This is a genomic window from Pseudomonas sp. LBUM1669, from assembly GCF_059695705.1.
On record NZ_CP166784.1, the window covers coordinates 5,946,252 to 5,962,894 of the forward strand.

The 16,643-nt window shown below is 60.6% G+C and carries 10 protein-coding genes and 3 pseudogenes; 4 read left to right on the forward strand and 9 right to left on the reverse strand.

The window, feature by feature from the left end:
* Window positions 1-138 precede the first annotated feature (138 nt).
* The 3 genes from ACA051_RS27670 to ACA051_RS27680 form a co-directional block, all read right to left on the reverse strand.
* A complete protein-coding gene (locus tag ACA051_RS27670; protein ID WP_497306086.1) occupies window positions 139-732 on the reverse strand; it encodes a YceI family protein in 594 nt (197 codons plus the stop codon).
* A gap of 32 nt (window positions 733-764) precedes the next feature.
* A complete protein-coding gene (locus tag ACA051_RS27675) occupies window positions 765-1,316 on the reverse strand; it encodes a cytochrome b (RefSeq protein WP_497306087.1) in 552 nt (183 codons plus the stop codon).
* A gap of 346 nt (window positions 1,317-1,662) precedes the next feature.
* Complete coding sequence (locus ACA051_RS27680; RefSeq protein ID WP_497372666.1) at window positions 1,663-3,441, reverse strand: flavin monoamine oxidase family protein; 1,779 nt, start codon at window positions 3,439-3,441, stop codon at window positions 1,663-1,665.
* A gap of 222 nt (window positions 3,442-3,663) precedes the next feature.
* Between ACA051_RS27680 and ACA051_RS27685 the strand changes: the two genes are divergently transcribed.
* Window positions 3,664-5,070 (forward strand): adenosylmethionine--8-amino-7-oxononanoate transaminase, encoded by a 1,407-nt coding sequence (locus tag ACA051_RS27685; RefSeq protein ID WP_077747239.1) that lies wholly within the window; start codon window positions 3,664-3,666, stop codon window positions 5,068-5,070.
* Between the two features lie 224 nt (window positions 5,071-5,294).
* Window positions 5,295-6,014 carry a 16S rRNA (uracil(1498)-N(3))-methyltransferase gene (locus ACA051_RS27690; RefSeq protein WP_497306093.1) on the forward strand — a complete coding sequence of 240 codons (720 nt, stop codon included), beginning with the start codon at window positions 5,295-5,297 and terminating at the stop codon, window positions 6,012-6,014.
* A gap of 95 nt (window positions 6,015-6,109) precedes the next feature.
* On the opposite strand, the gene trhA is transcribed toward ACA051_RS27690, so the two are convergent.
* Window positions 6,110-6,727 (reverse strand): PAQR family membrane homeostasis protein TrhA, encoded by a 618-nt coding sequence (gene trhA, locus ACA051_RS27695; RefSeq protein WP_497372668.1) that lies wholly within the window; start codon window positions 6,725-6,727, stop codon window positions 6,110-6,112.
* A 129-nt stretch (window positions 6,728-6,856) separates the two neighbouring features.
* Here trhA and ACA051_RS27700 point away from each other — a divergent pair.
* Window positions 6,857-7,770 (forward strand): annotated as a pseudogene (locus tag ACA051_RS27700) (LysR family transcriptional regulator).
* Between the two features lie 137 nt (window positions 7,771-7,907).
* Here the strand turns inward: ACA051_RS27700 and madM are convergent.
* The 3 genes and pseudogenes from madM to ACA051_RS27715 form a co-directional block, all read right to left on the reverse strand.
* Window positions 7,908-8,507, reverse strand: a pseudogene (gene madM / locus ACA051_RS27705) (malonate transporter subunit MadM); the annotation flags it as partial.
* Window positions 8,507-8,821: pseudogene (locus ACA051_RS27710) on the reverse strand (hypothetical protein); the annotation flags it as partial. The pseudogenes ACA051_RS27710 and madM, both read right to left, overlap by 1 nt.
* Complete coding sequence (locus ACA051_RS27715; RefSeq protein WP_497372670.1) at window positions 8,811-9,440, reverse strand: nucleotidyltransferase domain-containing protein; 630 nt, start codon at window positions 9,438-9,440, stop codon at window positions 8,811-8,813. The pseudogene ACA051_RS27710 and the gene ACA051_RS27715, both read right to left, overlap by 11 nt.
* 305 nt (window positions 9,441-9,745) lie before the next feature.
* Here ACA051_RS27715 and ACA051_RS27720 point away from each other — a divergent pair, with 305 nt between their 5' ends.
* Entirely contained in the window at window positions 9,746-10,129 is a 384-nt protein-coding gene (locus ACA051_RS27720; RefSeq protein WP_497372672.1) for a DUF6124 family protein, read from the forward strand.
* A 132-nt stretch (window positions 10,130-10,261) separates the two neighbouring features.
* Here the strand turns inward: ACA051_RS27720 and ACA051_RS27725 are convergent, their stop codons facing one another.
* Window positions 10,262-10,717 (reverse strand): chemotaxis protein CheW, encoded by a 456-nt coding sequence (locus ACA051_RS27725; protein ID WP_497306103.1) that lies wholly within the window; start codon window positions 10,715-10,717, stop codon window positions 10,262-10,264.
* The gene (locus ACA051_RS27730) at window positions 10,710-16,610 is read right to left on the reverse strand and encodes an Hpt domain-containing protein (RefSeq protein ID WP_497372674.1); all 5,901 of its coding nucleotides are present in this window, start codon (window positions 16,608-16,610) and stop codon (window positions 10,710-10,712) included. The genes ACA051_RS27725 and ACA051_RS27730 overlap by 8 nt, the downstream gene beginning before the upstream one ends.
* Window positions 16,611-16,643 lie beyond the last annotated feature (33 nt).

Below are 16,643 nucleotides of genomic sequence, written 5' to 3' on the forward strand. Positions count from 1 at the left end.
ATTTCCGTGGTGAGGCCGCTGGCGCTTTCGCGGGCAAGCCTCGCTTCTACAGGATTTGTGGTGCGACGCAGATTATGTTCGCCATAAAAAACGCCCCCGATCGCGAGATCGGGGGCGTTTTTGTTCAGGCGGCGAAAATTACTTCGCTTTCACACCTTCAAACGTCACGTACAGATCGACCGCATCGGACGATGGGCCCAGGTCTTTCTGTTTGCCGAAATCGGAACGTTTGATGCTGGTAGTGCCTTCGAAGCCGGCACGGTAGCCGCCCCACGGATCCTTGCCTTCGCCCAGGAAAGTGGCCTTGACCACGACTGGTTTGGTCACACCAAGAATGGTCAGGTCGCCGGTCACGTCGGCAGTGTCTTTGCCAGCGGCGTTTTTGCCGGTGGATTTGACGCTGGTGGAGACGAACTTGGCATCGCCAAACTTGCCCACGTTCAGGAAGTCACCGCTGGCGATGTGCTTGTCACGTTCAGCGTGGTTGGTGAATACGCTGGCGGTTTTGACATTGAACTCGATCTTGCTGTCTTCCGGCTTGGCCGCATCGAAGCTGAACTTGCCATCGATATCTTTGAAGGTACCGGTGATGAAGCTATAGCCCAAGTGGCTGATCTTGAAGTCAACGAAGGCGTGCTGGCCTTCTTTGTCGACGACATAGTCGGCCGCCATTACGTTAGCGGACAGCAGAGCCGAACCGATTGCCAGAGCAGCGAGTGTTTTTTTCAACATGCTTTCTATTCCTTTGGAGTCGAGGTTGAACTTCAGGCTTTGCGGCCCAGCATTCGAGTGAGGGTCGCATCACGGTCGATAAAGTGGTGTTTCAATGCTGCCAACGCATGGAGACCGGAAAAAATTACCAGTGCCCACGCCAGATACAGATGGATCACACCGGCGGTGTCTGCCTGGTCCGGTAGCCCGGAAACCAGCGCAGGAATTTCAAACAGGCCAAACACCGAAATCCCGACACCGTCTGCGGTGGAAATCAGGTATCCGGCAATCATCACCGCAAACAGACTGAGGTACAGGAACGAATGACCGAACTTGGCGCCGAGACGCGTCATGCGGCTATACGTTTCCAGTGTCGGCGGTGGCGGGCTGATAAAGCGCCACAACACCCGCAAGACCATGACAGCCAACAACACCAGGCCAATGCTCTTGTGCAATTCCGGCGCGTCTTTACGCCAGGTGCTGTAGTAGTCGAGACCGACCATCCACAAGCCCAGCGCGAACAAGCCGAAGACCGCCAGCGCCACGCCCCAGTGCATGAAGATGCTGACCCAACCGTAGCGCGAAGAAGAATTACGTAGCTGCATTGCCCAAATCCTGTGAGAACTGCGACCAAGACTATCGAGTTATCTATCGAATTAAAGCGGAAAATTTCGCTTTGAAATATCGAGAAATACGATCAAGAGTCTGAAAGAAAGGCGTTAAGGAAAGATTAAAGGCGAAAGTGTGGCGGGATGTTAGCTGCACGCGCAGAAATGCCAGGTGAATGGGAGGCCGCTTCGCGAGCAGGCTCGCTCCCACAATGGATCGGTGCTGAACACAAAATCTACGGCAAAACACAAAACCCTGTGGGAGCGAGCCTGCTCGCGAATGCTATCTGCCAGGCAAAAAAAAGCGCGGCTCTCAAACCGCGCTTCCTTTCACGCCAAAGCCTTACTGCGCCTTGGTCTCTGTCGCTGCCGGAGTTGGCGCAGCAGGCTTGGCCGCCGGCTTCTTCGCAGGTTCAGCTTTCTTCGCCGCAGGTTTTGCCGGAGCCTTTTTGGCCTCGGTTTTAGCCGCAGGCTTCTTCGCCGCAGGCTTGGCCGCGGCTTTTTTGGCTGGCTCGGCTTTGACAGGAACAGCAGGCTTCGGTGCTTCCACTGGCGCAGGGGCTGGAGTTGGCACTGGAGCAGGAGCCGGTGCTACCGGAGCCACTGGCTCTGGTGCCTTGACGGGTTCCGGCTTCTTGTCGTCATCGGACGAACCACCGAACAGGTTGGTGAAGAAGTTGCCTTTCTTCGCCGCCACCGCACCCGCCGCTACAGCGGTCGCTGCCGGCACAACCTTCGCAGGCTCAAACGACTTGCCCGCTGCCAGGTCTTCAACCTGACTGGCCGCGCGCTGACCGGTGCGCAGCGCACCTTCCAGCGTGCCCGGGTACAAGGTGTCGGTGTGCTCGCCAGCGAACGCTACGCGCTGCAGCGGACGTTCCCACAGGCGCCAGTATTTGCTGATCTGGCCCGGGCCGAAGGCCAGGTAAGCGCCGCCCATCGACGGGTCGGTGCTGTAGCGGCGGATTTCATAACCGGTGAACGAACCGCGCGCCTGTGGATAAAACGCGTGCAGACGAATCAGCACCTGGTCGACCATCTGTTTGTCGCCGAACGCCTGCATCACCCGTGCGTTATCGCCGGACAGGTTGATCACCACGTTGGCGCCACCCTTCAGCGCCGGCTCGACCCACAACATGCCCAGGCCGGTGTTGCTGTAGATCTCGCCGGACATGCGCGCCTTGCTTTCCCACACTGGCGTCTTGAACTTCAGCATGATCTGGTCACGCCAGCCGTAGTTGGTGCCCTTGATGGCGCCCAGGTGCTGGGCATCCAGCGCCGGGGTCATTTGAATCTTGTTCAGGGCGCGCAACGGCACGGCCACCACCACGTAGTCAGCCTGATAGCCGACGCTGCCGACTTTGACGGTCACGCCGTCCTTGTCCTGGGTGATGGACGACACTGGAGAGCTGGTCTTGATGGTTTTCAGCTGCTTGACAAAGGCCTGGGCCAGTACCGGGCTGCCGCCGAGCAGGCGCGAGGCACGCAGGTCACGGTCGGAGACGCCGCGGTAAACACGGCTCTGCTGTGCGAAATACAGCAGCGACAGGCGCGAAGGTTCGTCATAGCGGGTACGAATCTGCTGGTTCACCAACTGACGTGCCGTGGCTGGCAAGCTCAGACGGTCGAGCCAGTTGGAGACGTTGATCTGATCCAGAGCGTGCAGCGTACTGTTGGCCGCCGGGTTCTGAGGATCTTCGATCGAACGCGCCAGATCATCCACGGTCTTTTCGTAGCGCTTGAGCGCCTCGCTGGTGGCCGGTTCCTTGTTGGCCAGGTCGGCGGCGGTGTAATACACGCCATCGATCAGGTAGCTCGGGGTCCGCACGAACTCAGGGGCTGGCGTGGTGCTCAGCTTGAAGGTCGATACGTATTTGTTCAGGACCGGCTGGGTCTTGTCGTTGCCGATCCACTCGCTGGTGGCCATGCCGGAGCGACCGCCCAGGCTCGGCTTGGCTTCCAGCAGGGTCACCTGCCAGCCTTTGTTCTGCAGTTCATAAGCGGCGGTAAGGCCCGAGAGCCCGCCGCCGATCACGATCGCCGTTTTATCCTTGGCCAGCGCAGACACGCTGAACAGCCCCAACATCACCAGCGCACAGGCGCGCAGCCAACCAGCAGACATTCAGCGAACTCCGGAAATACACGAGAAAATAGCGGTTTTACGAGTCAGGCGACTCAAAGAACCGCGAAGAATACGTTAGCCATCAAAAGGCCGCCAGCGACGTCTATCGACCTATACAAAGTAGCTCAATCGACACAATGGGTTGTCCCCGTGCGATGCATTGCATAGGCTTGCGCGATTGTTTGCCCGCGAAACCAGCGAGCCGCCTCGAGGAGACTGAACATGGGCCTGAATAACCAGTGGATGCAACGCGATCTCGCGGTGCTGTGGCATCCCTGCACCCAGATGAAAGACCACGAACAGCTGCCGCTGATCCCGATCAAGCGCGGTGAAGGCGTGTGGCTGGAGGACTTCGAAGGCAAACGCTACCTCGACGCCGTCAGCTCCTGGTGGGTCAACGTGTTCGGCCACGCCAACCCGCGCATCAACCAGCGCATCAAGGACCAGGTCGATCAGCTGGAGCACGTGATCCTTGCCGGTTTCAGCCATCAGCCGGTGATCGAGCTGTCGGAGCGCCTGGTGAAGATGACGCCGGAAGGCCTGACCCGGTGCTTCTACGCCGATAACGGCTCGTCCTGCATCGAAGTCGCGCTGAAAATGAGCTTTCACTACTGGCTCAACCGCGGCCAGCCGAACAAGAAGCGCTTCGTCACCCTGACCAACAGCTACCACGGCGAAACCATGGCGGCGATGTCGGTAGGCGACGTGCCGCTGTTCACCGAGACCTACAAGGCGCTGCTGCTGGACACCATCAAGGTGCCGAGTCCCGATTGCTACCTGCGCCCCGAAGGCATGAGCTGGGAAGAACACTCGCGCAACATGTTCGCCGCCATGGAACAGACCCTGGCCGAGAATCACGACACCGTCGCGGCAGTGATTGTCGAGCCGCTGATCCAGGGCGCTGGCGGCATGCGCATGTACCACCCGGTTTATCTGAAACTGCTGCGCGAAGCCTGCGACCGCTATGGCGTGCACCTGATCCACGACGAAATCGCCGTCGGTTTCGGCCGCACCGGGACGATGTTCGCCTGTGAACAGGCCGGCATCCGCCCGGACTTCCTCTGCCTGTCCAAGGCCCTGACCGGCGGTTATCTGCCGTTGGCGGCGTGCGTGACGACCGAGGACGTCTACAGCGCGTTCTACGATGACTACCCGACCCTGCGCGCCTTCCTGCATTCGCACAGCTACACCGGCAATCCGCTGGCGTGCGCGGCGGCCTTGGCGACGCTGGATATCTTCGAAGAAGACAACGTCATCGAGAACAACAAGGCATTGGCGCAGCGCATGGCCTCCGCCACCGCGCACCTGGCCGATCACCCGAACGTTTCGGAAGTGCGCCAGACCGGCATGGTGCTGGCCATCGAGATGGTCAAGGACAAGGCCACCAAGGAAGCTTATCCGTGGCAGGAACGTCGCGGTTTGAAGGTGTTCCAGCACGCACTGGAACGCGGTGCTTTACTTCGACCGTTGGGCAGCGTGGTGTATTTCCTGCCGCCTTATGTGATTACACCGGAGCAGATCGATTTTCTGGCAGAAGTGGCCAGTGAAGGCATCGACATCGCGACCCGTGAAGGCATCAGCGTGTCGGTGCCGAAAGACTTCCACCCCGGCTTCCGCGATCCGGGCTGAAGCCAGACACAGTTCCCTGTTGTGAGGGGATTTATCTGTGGCAAGGGGATTTATCCCCGTTGGACTGCGCAGCAGTCCCAAAACCGGCAACCGCGATTTATCAGTTAAACCGCATCAGCCGGATTGACGACTGCTTCGCAGCCGAACGGGGATAAATCCCCTCGCCACAAAGCCAGTTCGACCCAACTTACGATGCCGAACATCAGATTCAGTAGAGACCCAGCATGAGACTGTCCCGCTTCTTTATCGACGCCCCCTTGAGCACTGGCGAACACGAGTTGCCCGAGGCCCAGGCCCATTACATCAGCCGCGTGCTGCGCATGGCCGAGGGTGATGCACTGCAACTGTTCGACGGCTCGGGCCATGAGTTTCGCGCCAAACTGGTGGAGGTCGGCAAGAAGCGCGTCGTCGTGCAGATCGATGAAAGCTTCGCCGGGCAAATCGAGTCGCCCTTGCAGATCCACCTCGGCCAGGGCCTGTCCCGAGGTGAGCGCATGGACTGGGCGATCCAGAAAGCCACCGAACTGGGCGTCACCGAAATCACCCCGATCTTCAGCGACCGCTGTGAAGTCCGCCTGAAGGACGAACGCGCCGACAAACGCTTGATGCATTGGCGCCAGGTGGCAATCAGCGCGTGCGAGCAATGCGGACGTTCACGGGTGCCGGTGATTCATCCGCCGCTGTTATTAGCGGACTGGTTGAAGCAGACCGAGGCTGAATTGAAACTGGTGCTGCATCCGGTGGCTGAGCCGTTGGTGAGTCATGCCAAGCCTGGGACGTTGGCGTTTCTGATTGGGCCTGAGGGTGGGTTGTCGGACGCTGAAGTCGAGCAGGCCAAGGCTGGCGGCTTCCATGCCGCCCGCCTCGGCCCGCGGGTGTTGCGCACCGAGACTGCGCCAGTGGTTGCACTGGCGGTTGCCCAGCAACTTTGGGGGGATTTCTAGACACCACTAACTGTAGGAGCGAGGCTTGCCCGCGAAGGCCTCACCGCGGTGTTTTAGGGTGACCGCGGTGAGGCCTTCGCGGGCAAGCCTCGCTCCTACAGGACATAAAACATAATCGCCACGAAGTGCAGCAAACTCCCCGCGATCACGAACAAATGCCAGATCCCGTGCGCATGCCGCAACCGATGATCGAGTGCAAAAAAGACAATCCCCACGGTGTACAACACCCCGCCCGACGCCAGCCAGGCAAAACCTGTGCTGCCCAACGCCGCCAGCAACGGCTCGACCGCCACCAGCACGATCCAGCCCATCACCGCATAAATCACGATCGACAGAACCCGCGCTTCCGAACGCGGCTTGATCTCTTGCAGGATGCCGATCAGCGCCAACCCCCAGACAATCCCGAATAACGTCCAGCCCCACGGCCCGCGCAAGGTCACCAGGCAAAACGGTGTGTAGCTGCCGGCAATCAGCAAGTAGATCGAAAAGTGATCGACCTTCTGCATGATCGCTTTCTTGCGCCCGCGCACGCTGTGGTAAACGGTCGAGGCGCTGTAAAGCACCATCAAGGTAAAACCGTAAATCGCCACGCTGACGATCTTCCACGGGCTGCCGTCCAGGCTGGCAATCACCAGCATCCACACCACCCCAACCGTCGCCGCCACCGCCCCGACCAAATGCGTCCAGGCGTTCAATCGCTCCCCGTGATACATGTGTTGCTCACCTCAACATTCGTTACAACATCGCGCAAGGCTCAGCCCTTGAGCTTAAAAGCGCAATGTTTCAGATCACAAATTCCCTCATGCGTGCACAATCGAGCCATTCGAATAAGAGACCACGCCATGCTGATCGACGAAGAGTTGACCCTGAAAAAACTCGAGGTGTTCTTCGCCTTCATGCGCACCGGCAACCTGGCCCGGGCGGCTGCCGAGTTGCAGACCAGCAACGTCAGCGTGCACCACGCTATTCATTCGCTGGAAAGCGCCTTGCGCTGCCCGCTGTTCAAACACGAAGGCCGCAACCTGACACCACTGGAAAGCGCCTACGTGCTGGAAGAACGCGCACAGAAGCTGATTCAGGACGTGGTAGAAACCGTGCGCCTGACCCGCGAAGCCGCCGGGTTCTCGGCTGAACGCTTCAAGCTCGGCTCGTTGTATTCGCTGACAGTGAAGACGGTGCCGCAGCTGATCATGGCCTGAAGATTCGCCGCAGCGAGCTCAACATCGACCTGATCCTCGGCTCGAATTTCGACCTGCTGTACAAGCTCAAGAACATGGAAGTCGACGCGATCCTGGTGTCCCTGGACGACAGCGTGAATGACCCGGACTGCGAGCAGATTCCGCTGTTTTCCGATGACATCTTCCTGGCCACGCCGGCGGATTCGAAGTTTGCCCAACGGGCGGAAGTTGACCTGGCCGAAGTGCGCGACGAAACCTTCATCACCCTGACCCAGGGGTTTGCCACGCACCAGGACGGCAATCGGGTGTTCAAGCAAGCGGGGGGCGAACCGAAGGTGGCGATGCAGGTCAACGACATCTTCACCCTGCTGAGCATGGTCAGCTCTGGCGTGGGTTATGCGCTGCTGCCGGTAAGGATTGCGGCGGTGTATGAGAACCGGGTGAAGCTGATTCCGTTGCAGGAACGGTATCGGTTGCAGCAGCACATCGGCGTGGTGTTCCTGAAGGCCAAGGAGCGCGATCCGAATTTGCTGGCGTTGTTGGCGGAGTGTCGGATGTATGCCAATCGCCAGGCTTGAGACCGTGTCGCGCCCTTCGCGGGCAAGCCTCGCTCCTACAGGATGTGCATGTGCCATGGATTAGGCCACGACACAAAACCTGTAGGAGCGAGGCTTGCCCGCGAAAGCGCCAGAACAGCCAGCGAAGATCCCGCGGCTCAACCCACAATCCCGCGAACAATGAAGTACAACAACGAAGACCCCAGCAAGCACCCAAGCCCGGTATGGAACGTCGCCGTCAACGCCCCATAAGGCACCAACCGCCGATCCGTCGCCGCCAGCCCGGCGGTCACACCACTCACCGTACCCGCCAACCCGCCAAACACCATCGCCGAGCGCGGGTTATCCAGCCCCATCCAGCGTGCGGCCATCGGTGTGCCAACCATCACCAGAATCGCCTTGATCAACCCGGTGGCAATCGACAACGCCATCACATCCGGACTCGCACCAATCGCCGCGCCGGTCACCGGCCCGACGATGTAAGTCACCGCACCCGCGCCGATGGTGGTCATGCTGATCGCATCGCGATAACCGAACGCCCAGGCCATGCTCGCCCCGACAATGAACGGCAGTATCGTGCCCAGCAGCAGCGCAATCACATCAATCAACCCGGCCTTCTTCGCTTCGGTGGCCTGCACTTCGAACGCCGCGGCGACGATGGCGAAGTCACGCAACATGGCGCCGCCCATCAAGCCGATGCCGGAGAACAACGACAGGTCCGCCAAGCCTTTTTGCCCGCCGGTCATGGTGCCGCCGACTCCATGTAGCCTTCGTATTCCGTCAGGTTTCGTCGCTCATGACACAGGGCGAACAACCGAACCGGTACTTTGCCAATATCGGCGGTATGAACCAGGCACTGGAACACCAGATATCGCTTGTCTGAACGGTAGCCACACAAGCGAAGAGCTGTCAGTGCAAGGGCGTGGGCAGCGTTGTAAGCCAAGTCGAAAGGGCTCGCGAAGGATAGCGAAGACGTTTGCGCATCTTTCAATCGATCCACAGCCGACCGCATCAACCCTTCACATTCCTTGCGATCCGGTGGCTCCGCTTTCAGTCCACCGCTACGTAACAGGTTCTACAGATTCTCGTTGCTGCCCATCCTTGGACTCCAAAGGGTTTTCCCCCATCAGGTTGATCTTGTCTTGCTGCGCGACCCGCACGACGAAACTGTTTTCAGCCGTCAGTTTTGCGGCCCAGTCGTCAGGGGTGTAGAGCGTCGGGTTTAGGGCGCGGCCCAGTTGTTCCTCCAGAGGCATGAGCCGCTCCATCACTCCACCGTAGTGCAGGCCTTCGCCGATCAGCATGAGATCAATGTCACTGGATGCGTTCGCCTGATTCTTGGCGATAGAGCCGTACACAAATGCCCAAGTGATCTGTTCGGCAAAGGGTTGGAGCGCCTGGCGCAGAGGCTCGGCGATGCCAAAGGTTTTGCGGGCGATGCCCAACAGCTCAGCATAAATCGGGCATTGCGGATTGGCCTGATAGTGGGTCTGGTTGCCCTGACGGCTCAGGGTCTGCACGCCTGCCTGTTGCAACCGATCCAGCTCTCGCATGAGGCTGCCTTTACCCACTTGAGCCCAGCGGGCGATTTCGTTGGCGTAAAAACTTCGATCGGGTTTGCCGAACAACAAGCCCAGCACTTTTTGCTGAGTGGTGGTGAACAGGGCTTCGCTGAGGGAAAGGTTTTTCACAATGACAACCGATGAGTCCCAAAAAGGGAACGACAGGTCCCTTTTTGGGAATCTTCAACCCGTCGCGAGCCGAATGGGGATTTGTGTTTAAACATTTGTCCGCAGGAACGGTGAGAGGCTACGCAGTCAGGCGTCGTGGCCTACAGCAATGCCGGAAGCCGCTGACTGGTGGGGTTTTGCGCTGATCGTTATCGTTTATGGGTCGCTGCCAAATCAGCGACCGGGTCTGGAACCCCCGAAAAGACGGAGAAAAAGCGCCATTCATTTCGAATGGACCAACGCCAATCTGTAATCGGAAACTCATAATGTCCAAGGTAACGACCAACCCCGCAGAAAACACTGGCACCGATCCCCAAGCATCTCTCGAAGCCGAAAAACTCAAGGAAGCCGCCGACCGCGCCTTCGCTCATGACTTCCCCCCTGCTCACGAAAAACCGTCGAGGCGCCGTAACAAGTCCCAGCTCTTCACCGTATGCCCCGACATTGACGCCGAAGCCCTGCTGGCCAACGCCTCCGAAGACTTGCTGTCCATCAGCGCCATTGCGGCCGATCTGGCAGACGATGTGGAAGGTTCGCGCCGTTCGGTAGCTTTGGCGCTCAGTCGAATGGCCGATGGCGTGCAGTTGTTGGTGGAGCGGGCGCTGGATCATAACGAGGCGTTGCAGATGCAGATGCGCGGCAAGGTCTAGCGCACAATCCCTGTGGCGAGGGAGCTAGCTCCCGTTCGGCTGCGCAGCAGTCGCTAAATAATCGGTTCGCTGGAGATTTTGGGGCTGCTTCGCAACCCAGCGGGAGCTAGCTCCCTCGCCACAGGATACGGGTCAGATCAACCCGGCATTCACCAGCAGCTCCTCCAGCGCCAGCAAATCCGGCACCTTCGCCACTTGCTCCCCCACCTGCACCGCCGCCTGTTCCAGCGGACACAACGGCACATCGACATAGCTCAACTGACTGTCGAGCTTGTACGAGCGCGGAATCCCCTGCACCAGTAGGGCAATGAACTTCAACTCCGGCCGCCCGCCCAGGGCATTGAGAATGACGATCCGCGCCCGCTCGCCGATGACGGTTTTATTGCCACACGCCGACTCGAAACTCAGCAACGGAATCTGCCGGTCCCGCCACGTCACCAACCCCAGGTACCACGGCGGCGTATCCAGATCGAACGCCCCCGGTTGGTAGTCAATCAACTCCGCCACCGCCACGTTGGGCAGAATCAGGTTGCGGTCGGCCAGGGGCAACAGCAGGCCGGTGAGATTGCTGGTGCGGTGTTCAAGCATGGGTTTTGCTCCACAGGGCAATGCTGTCGAGCAGCACCGATTCCTGGTACGGCTTGCCGAGGTAGTCGTTGACGCCGATGGCCATGGCGCGGTCGCGGTGTTTCTGGCCGGTGCGCGAGGTGATCATGATGATTGGCAAGTGCTGCAGACGTTCGTCGGCGCGTACCTGGGTCGCGACTTCAAAACCGTCCATGCGCGGCATTTCGATGTCGAGCAGCATGACGTCGGGCAGGTGGTCTTCGAGCAGCAGCATGGCATCGACCCCGTCCTTGGCGGTCAACACGTTCATGCCGTGGCGTTCGAGCAGGCGGCTGGTGACCTTGCGCACAGTGACAGAATCGTCGACCACCAACACCAGCAGCGGCTTATGCGGCTCGACTTCCGGGTCCTGGGTCTGGGTCCTCTGCGGCACGTGCGCTTGCATGGCGCGGATTGGCGCCAGCAAATCGAGAATCAGCACCACCCGGCCATCGCCCAGAATCGTCGCCCCGGACAACCCTTGCACCGACGCAAACTGCGGGCCGAGGCTTTTGACCACAATCTCGCGAGTGCCGGCCATCGAGTCCACCTGCACGGCGACGTGCCGCTCGTTGCACTGCACCAGCAAGACCGGCAGCGGCAGGCTCTGGCCCAACAGTTTCGGGCGGGTGCTGGTTTTCAGCAGTTCGCCGAGGTAGCACAGCTCATACGTCTGCCCGGCGTATTCATAGGTCGGTGGATCGAGCCGGTAATGCCCTTCGAGTTCGTTGGGCAGCACGCGAACGATGCCGTCGATGGTGTTCAGCGGGATCGCGTATTGATCCTCCAGACACTGCACCATCAGCGCGCGGTTGACCGACACGGTGAATGGCAGGCGAATCCGGAAATGCACGCCCTGCCCCGGTGTCGAGTCGATGATCATGGTGCCACCGAGCTGCCGGACTTCTTCGTGAACCACGTCCATGCCCACGCCACGCCCGGAGATCTGAGTGATTTTCTCGGCGGTGGAGAACCCCGGTTGCAGGATGAATTGCAGCACGTCGCGGTCGCTGATATCGGCGTCCGCGGCCAGCAAGCCGCGTTTGATTGCCTTGCGCCGCACCGCGTCCAGCGGCACGCCCGCACCGTCGTCGCGAATGTCGAAAATGATATCGCCGCCCTCGCGGGACAGGTCGAGTGTGATCCGGCCTTGGGCCGGTTTGCCGGCGGCGATACGCACTTCGGCCGATTCCAGGCCGTGGTCCACGGCGTTGCGCAGCATGTGCTCCAGTGGAGCCGCCATGCGCTCAAGCACGTTGCGATCCATCTCGCCTTCGGCGTTGCCGACCACAAACTCGACGTCTTTGCCCAGTTCACTAGAGACCTGACGGACGATGCGTTTCAACCGCGGCAACATGCGCTCGAACGGCACCATGCGCGTACGCATCAGGCCTTCTTGCAATTCAGTGTTGATGCGGCCCTGCTGTTGCAGCAGGTTTTCCGCGTCCTGATTTCGTTGGTCGAGGGTCTCCTTAAGGTCGAGCAGATCGGAGGCCGATTCGAACAGCGCCCGCGACAACTGCTGCAACTGCGAGTGGCGGTCCATTTCCAGCGGATCGAATTCTTCGTAGCCCTGGCGTTCGGCGTCGACCTGCTGGCGGCTGAGAATCCGTCCCTGGGTTTCCGTGTCGAGCCGGCGCAACTGATCGCGCATGCGCTCGATGGTGGTTTCCATCTCGCTCAGGGCCACGCGTGCATCGTTGACCTGTTGTTCGATACGGCCACGGAAGATCGACGTTTCGCCGGCCAGGTTAACCAGATCGTCGAGCAGTTCTGCCGAGACCTTGACCATGTCGGCGCCCGCTTCGGCTTGCGGTGCCGGGGCGTCGGGTTTCGGCGTGGCGGGCACGATCACCGGTGTATCGAGAACAGCGGGATGGCTGAAGTTCTTGATTGCGTCGATCAACCGATCGGCCGGCGGCAAGGGCTGGCCTGCGCGGGTGGCATCGAGCATTTGCGCCAGTCGGTCGTGACTGCTTTGCAGCAGCGCGAACAGCGCCGGGGTCGGTTGCAGCAAGCCAGCGGACAGGCCTTCGTAGAGAAATTCCAGCTCATGGGCGAGGTCGCCGATGGGGGCAATTTCCACCATCCGCGCTCCGCCCTTGAGCGTGTGCAGATCGCGTAGCAGGGTTTCCACTTCCTGACGGTTCGACGGTTCGGCTTGCCAGCGCACCAGCGCCGCGCCGGAGTTTTCGATGATGTCGAAACCTTCCTCGAGAAAGATCTCCAGCAGCTCGGGGTCGTGGCCTGGCGAGTCATTGGCTGGCGCGGGTTCCGCCACTTCGGTGGTGTTGGCATTGCCCTGACGGAACTCGCGAATCGCTTCGATCAGTTCGTTCGGAGCACCCAGGGTGTGCTGGTTCTGCAACTGCTCGAGCAGCACCGCGAGCCGGTCATGGCTCTGTTGCAGCAGCTGCGCCAGGGTTTCACTGTGGCTGTAACGGCGGTCCACCAGACCTTCGTAAAGGCTTTCCAGTTCATGGGCCAGGTCGCCGACCGGCTCGACCTGGGCCATCCGCGCGCCGCCCTTGAGGGTATGCAAATCCCGCTGCAAGGACGACAGCGGCGCGGCGTTGTCCGGGTCGCTGAGCCAGCGCTGCAAGGCCTGGCCAGCGCTCTCGAGGATATCCACCGCTTCTTCGAGGAAGATCGAAACGATCTCATCGTCGAGTTCGACCTGGGTCGCGGTCTTTTCCAGTTCGGCGGTGGCGCTACCCAATTCCCGGATGCTCAGGGTGCGGCTGCCATCGCTGCGGATCAGGCCCATGGAAGACGGATCAAGGCTCTCATCGAGCAAGCCGCGCAAGGCCCGGATGCGTTCCGGTTGCGGGCTGACTTCCTGGCCGGCGGCCAGTTCGTCGAGCATGTTGATCAACGCTTCGTGAGCACTTTGCGCCTCGTGGAAAAACCGGTCGCTGACCGCCAGGCTGCTCTCTTCCACCGCACCGTACAGGTCGAGTAATGCTTCGCAGAGTTCATCGACCGGGTGCAGATCAGCGAGGTGCGCGCCTTCGCCCAACGTGGTCAATTCGTCCAGCAACGCGCTGAGTTCCTGACGCTCGCCGGGGTGCTGCTGCCAGCGCTGCAACAGGCTTTCGGCGTCCAGCAGGATGTCCATGCCCTGGGCCAGGAAGTTGTTGATCAGTTGCGGATCACGCTTGATCCGCAGCGCGGTGTTCGGCGCTTTCAACAGCGCATCCAGACGTTCGGCGAGCAGCGTCTTGGTGCGTTCGATCAACGACTGCGCCCCCGGGATCTCGGCCAGCGGATCAGCCTTGAGTTGCCGCAACCCGAGACGGAACAGACCTTCAGCTTCCAGCAGCAGTTCGACTTCGTCGAGGTCGAGGGCGATCAAGTGCGCCTTGTATTCACGGGCCAGTTGATCCAGTGGCGTCGCCAGCTCGGCGATCGGCAATACGCCGGCCATCGACGCGCTGCCCTTCAAGGTGTGCAACGCCCGCTGCAACTCGTCGCTGGCTTGCAGCGGCACGTGCTCGGCGGCTTGATCGAGGAAACGGTTGAGGCTGGCGAGATGGGTCTCGGCTTCCTTGCGGAAGATCTCCAGCAACAGCGGATCGAGGGCCGCGACATCCTGGGTGTCTTCATCGCTGGCAGGTGCTTCGCCCTTGGCGAGGGCATGGGCGCTAGCGGCCAGTTGGTCGACCTGATTGCATTGGCGCTGGGCATTGGCGGCAAATTCAGCCACCAACGCCGGCAGCAGCTCCAGTGCATCGTGGAGCAATTGTTGCACCGCCGCCCCAGGCGCAACGCTGTGCTCCAGCACGCGGTTGAGCAGGTTTTCCACTGCCCACGCCAACTCACCCAGCACCAGCGCACGGACCATCCGGCCACTGCCTTTCAAGGTATGGAACGCCCGGCGCAATTCACTCAAGGCGGGTTTATCGTCCGGATTGGCCGTCCAGCGCGGCAAGTACTCCCGGAGGATTTCCAGGACTTCATCGGTTTCTTCGAGGAAGACTTCCCGCAGCTCATCGTCCACCGGCTCTTCGCCGGCGGGCGGTGGCAGCAGGCTGCCCGGGGTGGTCAGGGCCGGCGGATTGACCGAATACACCGGGCTGGCCAAGACATCGGCCAGCGACTGCACGGTATCGGGGTCATCGAGTTCCTGCAGGTCCTGCATCACCTGAGCTTCACTCGGGCTCAGCACATCCTCGAGCATCGGCACATGCTGTTCGCTGGGGAAAAAGCCGAGTGACGCCAGGCTCTTTTCCGCCACGTCGAGCAGCTGTTCGCCGGGAGCCTCGGGGTCGTCGCTGAGACGCTCCAGGTAATACTCGATGCTGGTGATGACGTCGGCCAGGCTGTCCAGTTCCTGCCAGTCGGGCTGGTCCGGGTCCAGCAGCAGATGCTCGCGAATGAAGTGGTTGCAGGTTTCGATCAGGCTCGCCGCGCGGCCCAACGGAATCATCGACAGCGCGCCGCGCACCTGGGTCAGCAACGCCGGCAAGGCCTGCAAGTGCTGCCGATCCCAGTCGGCGTCGATGTAGTCGACGATCATGTCCTTAGCCTGTTGCAGGCAGATGCGCGCTTCCTTGATCACGATCTGATGGATCTGCGTCAGGTCGGTGGTCGGCAGGTGGCTTTCTTCCTGGCTCTCCGGCTCAACGGTGCCGACCATGCCGGCCAGCGTCGCTTCGACGTAGAGCAAGGCCCCGGCGACGTCCATGAGAATGGCATCGTTGGGTTCGCGCTGGCCTTGGGCGAGACTCAGCACCACCGCCAGTTGATCGATGATGACTTTGCGCGGTTGGCCGAAACCCAACACCGCCAGGGTGTCGGCGATTTGCCGCAACGGTGCCAACAGGGTTTCGAGGTCGGAGGTGTGCTGGCGGTCGCTGCGCACAAACAGGTCCAGGCGTTCCTTGACCCGCACCAGCTCCTCGCACAGCGCGGCCAGCACCGAACGCATGGCGTCACGGTCCGGTCCGGCCAGGCGGGCGCGTTCTTCGTCGACCATTGCGCTGTCAGGCAGCGCGTCGTCCAGTCCGTAGCGATCTTTCATGGTCAGCATCTGCCCGGTGGGATGTTCGGCCTTGGCAATGTAAAACAGCAAACTCTTGAGCAACTCCGGCGGTGCCGGCTGATTGATGCCGCGCAGGCCCTGTTCGAGCAGGCGCTTGAGTTCTTTGTCGGCGTCCTTGAACAGGCTGCGCAGCGCCGGACTGTTGGCAATCGAACCCGCACGCATGCCTTCGACCAGCGCCGAGGCCACTTGCCACAACGGGCTCAAAGGTGCGTTGCCGCACAACCCTTCCAGGCGTGAAAAAACCTTGGTCAGATAACCGAGGTGGGTTTCGTCATCCTGCTCACGCAGCAGCCCGACCAGGGCCATCTGCAGCATCTGCCGCAACTTGCGCAGCACATTGGGAAAATCCGCCGGTTCCAGCAGGGCCAGCGACGCTTCGTCCAGCGCTGGCAGGTCGGTCAATTGCGGGCTGAACAGGCTGGTCTCCGACAACAGGCTTTCGCCCCGGGCGCTGCGCAAGTCGTTGATCAACGGCAGCACGACCAAGGGTAGGTCACGGCGCGCGCCTTGCACCCGATCGAGGTAGATCGGCAGTTGCCCGAGGGCTTGCAACAGCAAATGAAGCGCCTCGTCGCGATGGCTGACGCGGTTCTGTTGCAAGGCGGCGGCCAGGTGTTCCATTTCTTCGGCAAACAGGGCCGCGCCGTAGAATTCGACCATCTGCAAACTGCCGTGAACCTGATGGATGCACGCCAGGCATTCACTGAGGGCGTGCATCGCCTGCGGGTCATCAAGCACGGTTTCGATGGCCTGATGAGCCACTTTCAGCGTTTCGGCAATCTCGCCTTTGACCCACTCGAGGGCCACATAGTCGTGCCGATCACCCATAACCACTCCAAATCACTGCTCTACCCAAAAAAA